Origin of the sequence: Rhizobium sp. PEPV16, from assembly GCF_008919455.1 — a bacterium.
Lineage (GTDB): Bacteria > Pseudomonadota > Alphaproteobacteria > Rhizobiales > Rhizobiaceae > Rhizobium > Rhizobium leguminosarum_Q.
The window spans coordinates 1-4149 of the sequence record NZ_VSZV01000095.1 but is presented as its reverse complement, the minus strand read 5'-3'; the positions used below and the strand labels follow the sequence as shown (position 1 = coordinate 4149).

At 61.0% G+C, this 4149-nt stretch carries 5 protein-coding genes; 1 reads left to right on the top strand and 4 read right to left on the bottom strand.

Going from position 1 to position 4149, the window contains the following annotated elements; genetic code table 11:
* Window positions 1-92: 92 nt before the first annotated feature.
* On the top strand, window positions 93-917 hold the full coding sequence (locus FY112_RS01170) for a transglutaminase family protein (protein WP_017961598.1): 825 nt from the start codon (window positions 93-95) through the stop codon (window positions 915-917).
* Between the two features lie 236 nt (window positions 918-1153).
* On the opposite strand, the gene FY112_RS01165 is transcribed toward FY112_RS01170, so the two are convergent.
* From FY112_RS01165 to FY112_RS01150, 4 genes are all read right to left on the bottom strand, one after another.
* Window positions 1154-1564 (bottom strand): type II toxin-antitoxin system VapC family toxin, encoded by a 411-nt coding sequence (locus FY112_RS01165; protein WP_017961599.1) that lies wholly within the window; start codon window positions 1562-1564, stop codon window positions 1154-1156.
* Window positions 1561-1803, bottom strand: a complete 243-nt coding sequence (locus tag FY112_RS01160; RefSeq protein WP_151517431.1) for a type II toxin-antitoxin system prevent-host-death family antitoxin — start codon at window positions 1801-1803, stop codon at window positions 1561-1563. The genes FY112_RS01165 and FY112_RS01160 overlap by 4 nt, the downstream gene beginning before the upstream one ends.
* Before the next feature lie 113 nt (window positions 1804-1916).
* A complete protein-coding gene (araD, locus tag FY112_RS01155) occupies window positions 1917-3656 on the bottom strand; it encodes an L-arabinonate dehydratase (RefSeq protein ID WP_151517430.1) in 1740 nt (579 codons plus the stop codon).
* A gap of 61 nt (window positions 3657-3717) precedes the next feature.
* A partial coding sequence (locus FY112_RS01150) for an aldehyde dehydrogenase family protein (protein ID WP_151517429.1) occupies window positions 3718-4149 on the bottom strand: 432 nt, incomplete at its 5' end.

Genomic DNA, 4149 nt, shown 5'->3' with positions numbered 1-4149 from the left:
ACGAGTTCCTGGAGGATTTCGTCGCGCGCAACAACAAGCTCGGCGCGGAAATTTCCGACGGCTACCGGTTTTATGTATAAGCGGATAACAATATGAGACTGAAGATCAGCCACCTCACCGAATACCGCTACGACGAACCGGCGCAATTCTCGCTGCAACGGCTGCGGTTGACGCCACCAACGACATCAGCTCAGAAAGTGCTCGGCTGGTCTCTGAAAGTCGAAGGTGCCACGCCGGAAGTAGAATATGACGACCAGTACGGCAATCATGTCAATCTGGTCTCGCTGGAAGGCGAGCAGGACGTAACGCGCATCCTGGCCGAAGGCGAAGTCGAGACCGAGGACAATAACGGCGTCACCGGTCCGCATACCGGCTTTTGCCCGCTTTGGCTCTTCCTGCGCGACACGCCGCTGACCAAGGGCGGCAAGCTGGTGAAGGAACTGATCAAGGGCGTCAGCGGTGACAATGAGCTTGCCCGCATGCATGCGCTGATGGCGGCGATCCACGAGACGGTCGATTATAAGCCCGGCACCAGCAACACCGAGACAACGGCCGAACAGGCGTTGGAGAGGAGGAGCGGCGTCTGCCAAGACCACGCGCACATCTTCATTGCCGCAGCCCGCGCGCTGCAGGTGCCGGCGCGTTACATCTCCGGTTATCTGATGATGGAGGAAAAGATCGAACAGGCTGCGACCCATGCATGGGCCGAGGCCCATATTCCCGGCCTCGGCTGGGTCGGCTTCGATCCCGCCAATGAGATCTGCCCGGATGCTCGCTACATCAGAGTCGCCTCCGGTCTCTGCTATCGCGATGCCGCGCCGATTTCAGGCATGCGCATCGGCACGCCGGGCGAAACGCTGTCGGTCACCGTGAAGGTAGAGGACGGCGGACAGATGCAGAGCCAGAGTCAGAGCTGAGCGGAGCATAAAGACAGCTTTACCGCGCCCTGCGGTGGGGCCGATAGAATAGCTGCCGAGGTCGTCGCGAACCAAACATGTTGGACTTGAATATAGAGACCGACGGTGCCGAAATTCCGCCTGCTTCTGGCACGCGGCGCACGCCATAACTGCCGTTTGTCACTAACTCAATTTTAAGGCCGCAGGCACAAGCTTGTCTGCGGCGACGCTTGGTGTATTTCGGCCCCACCCAAAGCCTATCCCGCTGCAAGAACCTGGAGGTGCCCGCGCGCGCCGTAGCTGAGGATCGCCTGGTCGGCCGTCAGCAACGGGACGCGATGAAAGCGGGCTGTGGCAGCGATGATGCGGTCGGCGGGGTCGGCATGAAACTCGCCAGGCAGCCGAACGCTGTCTATTGCGATGGGAGGCTCAATCGGTGCGAGCTGGATACCGGGCAGAGACAGCGCGCTATCGATCCATCGACCGACATCGTCGCCGAGCGCCAGGCGTCCCTTCTGCACAAGCAACGCGATTTCCCAAGGTGTAATCGCCGAAACCAGAATCTGGCTTTTCTCCGTCATCTCGTCGATGATGCGCCGGGCTTGCGAACCGAGGCGCGCATCGTCCTGCATTGCCCAGACGAGGATATGTGTGTCGATGACGATCAACGAACGGCGTCCCAATCTTCCGCTTCAGCAGCCGGAGACAGCGGATCGTCATAACGCAATACGCTGCCCTTCATCGCGCCGAGAACACTCCTGCGTCCGCTAGTATCATGTACCGGCGAAAGCACGGCAACTGGCCTGCCGCGCTTGGTGATGACGATTGATTCGTCGTCCTTCCCCATCTGATCGATAAGGTTCAGGCATTTCGCCTTGAACTCCGCCGCACCGACCATCTTGGACATGACTATATCTCCTGTACATCTATACGGAATATAGAGCCATTTCCGTATTCAACAAGTGCAAAGAAAAAGGCGGGGTCATGCCCCGCCTTTTTCTCGTTACGGATTGAGCCGCGCTAGTGGCTGTCCTTGCCGACCGCATTTCCGCGACATCCCTTGAGGAAGTCGAGGTCGGCGCCAGTATCTGCCCCTTCGACATGCTGCTGATGCAGGAAGGCATAGCCGGATGTGGGCAAATCATGGTTCGGCTGCCATTCGGCGAGCCGCCGCGCCAGTTCATCCTCGGAAATGTCGAGATGCAGACGACGGTTCGGCACATCCAGCTCGATCATGTCGCCGTTTTTCACGACCGCCAGCGGCCCGCCGACAGCCGCTTCCGGCGAGGTGTGCAGGACGACGGTACCGTAGGCCGTTCCGGACATGCGGGCGTCGGAAATGCGCACCATATCGAGAATGCCCTTCTTCAGCACCTTCGGCGGCAGCCCCATATTGCCGACCTCGGCCATACCGGGATAACCCTTCGGCCCACAGTTCTTCATGACCATGATGCAGGTTTCGTCGATGTCGAGGTTATCGTCGTTGATCTTGGCCTTGTAGTCGTCGATGTCCTCGAAGACAACAGCCCTGCCCTTGTGCACCAGCAGATGCGGCGAAGCCGCCGAAGGCTTCAACACCGCGCCCTTCGGCGCGAGGTTGCCACGCAGCACGACGATGCCGCCCGAAGCTGTCAGCGCCTTTTCGGCCGGCAGGATAACGTCTTCGTTCCAGTTGACGACGTCCTTGACCTCGTCCCAGACGGTTTCGCCGGATACCGTCAGCGCATCCTTGTGCAGGAGGCCCGCCTCGCCGAGGCGCTTCAGCACCACCGGCAGGCCGCCGGCATAGAAGAACTCCTCCATCAGGTACTTGCCCGACGGCATCAGGTTGACGATGGTCGGGACATCACGGCCGCAGCGGTCCCAGTCATCAAGCGAAAGATCGATGCCGACACGGCCGGCGATGGCGAGCAGGTGGATGACGGCATTGGTCGATCCACCGATGGCCGCGTTGGTGCGGATGGCATTCTCGAAGGCTTGCTTCGTCATGATCTCGGAGGGCTTCAGGTCGTCCTTGACCATCTGCACGATACGCCGGCCGGTCAGCTGCGCCATGACCTTGCGGCGGGAATCGACACCCGGGATCGCAGCATTGCCGGAGAGCGCCATGCCGAGCGCCTCGGCCATGGAAGCCATGGTGGAGGCGGTGCCCATGGTGTTGCAGGTGCCGGACGAACGGCTCATCGAGGCTTCCGCCTCGAGAAATTCGGCCTGCGTCATCTCGCCGGCCTTCACCATTTCGGAAAACTTCCACAGATGCGTGCCCGATCCGACGCGTTCACCACGGAAATAGCCGTTCAGCATCGGTCCGCCTGTGACGACGATCGAGGGCAGGTCGCAGGAGGCCGCCCCCATGATAAGCGATGGCGTGGTCTTGTCGCAGCCGACCAACAATACGCAGCCATCCATCGGCTGGCCGCGGATCGCCTCTTCCACCGCCAGCGCAGCAAGATTGCGGTACATCATCGCGGTCGGACGGAAAGTGTTTTCGGATGCCGAGAACACCGGCACCTCAAGCGGGAAGCCGCCGGCCTCCCATACGCCCGCCTTCACCTTCTCGGCGAGCTCTCTGAGATGACCGTTGCACGGGGTCATGTCCGACCAGGTGTTGAGGATGCCGATCACCGGCCGGCCGTCGAACAGGTCGTGCGGATAACCCTGGTTCTTAAGCCAGCCGCGGTGATAAATCACGTCGCGGCTCGTACCGCCGTACCATTCCTGCGACCTCAGCCTGCGCGGCCATTCCGCTTTCTTTTTCATCGTCTCTATCCTTCAGGATATCGCCGGACCGCCCCGTACGGCCCGGGTTATCGCACTTGTCTCAAGCCAGGGTGTAGGCGGTCTTGACGGTTGTGTAGAATTCGGCGGCGTACTTGCCCTGTTCGCGCGGGCCGTAGGACGAGCCCTTGCGGCCGCCGAACGGCACGTGGAAATCGACGCCTGCCGTCGGCAAGTTGACCATCACCATGCCGGCCTCGGAATTGCGCTTGAAGTGCGTGGCATGCTTCAGGCTGGTCGTGGCGATGCCGGCAGAAAGGCCGAACGGCGTGTCGTTGGCAACGGCAAGCGCCTCGTCGTAATCCTTCGCCCGGATTACCGAGACCACAGGTCCGAAGATCTCCTCGCGCGAAATGCGCATCTGGTTGGTCGCTTCGGTGAACAGCGTCGGCTGCAGGTAGAAGCCGGGCGTGTCGCGCGAGATCACCTCGCCGCCGAAGGCGAGCTTGGCGCCTTCCGACTTGCCGATCTCGAT

Coding starts and splice junctions, on each gene's coding strand:
- FY112_RS01170 (WP_017961598.1), top strand. CDS start 93: ATGAGACTGAAGATCAGCCACCTCACCGAATACCGCTACGACGAACCG.
- FY112_RS01160 (WP_151517431.1), bottom strand. CDS start 1,803: ATGTCCAAGATGGTCGGTGCGGCGGAGTTCAAGGCGAAATGCCTGAAC.
- araD (WP_151517430.1), bottom strand. CDS start 3,656: ATGAAAAAGAAAGCGGAATGGCCGCGCAGGCTGAGGTCGCAGGAATGG.